1 protein-coding gene is annotated in these 314 nt (G+C 67.2%); it reads left to right on the top strand.

Annotated elements, in window-relative coordinates; genetic code table 11:
* On the top strand, positions 1-314 hold a 314-nt coding region (locus ACMUOY_RS20370), incomplete at both ends, for a helix-turn-helix domain-containing protein (RefSeq protein ID WP_413894542.1).

Below are 314 nucleotides of genomic sequence, written 5' to 3'. Positions count from 1 at the left end.
GTGAACGCTTCCTGCAGTCCGGTGTGCAGGGCATCAAGCGGGACCTGCCGCGCGGCGCCCCGCCGGTCAAGGTGGACGTGGCCAAGCTGGTGGAGCTGACCACGCAAAGCCAGCCCGAGGCCGCCACGCACTGGAGCACGCGCAAGATGGCTGCGGTGCTGCAGGTCAGCCCCAGCACGGTGATGCGTCATTGGCAGGCCAATGGGCTCAAGCCGCACTTGGTGCGTGGCTTCAAGGTCTCGCGCGACCCGAAGTTCGTCGAGAAGCTCGAAGACATCGTGGGGCTGTACATGTCCCCGCCCGAGCACGCCCTG

Origin of the sequence: Candidatus Skiveiella danica (assembly GCF_022705245.1) — a bacterium.
Taxonomy (GTDB): domain Bacteria; phylum Pseudomonadota; class Gammaproteobacteria; order Burkholderiales; family Burkholderiaceae_C; genus Skiveiella; species Skiveiella danica.
The sequence above is the reverse complement of the archived record's forward strand: the minus strand, read 5'-3'. Positions and strand labels throughout refer to the sequence as shown.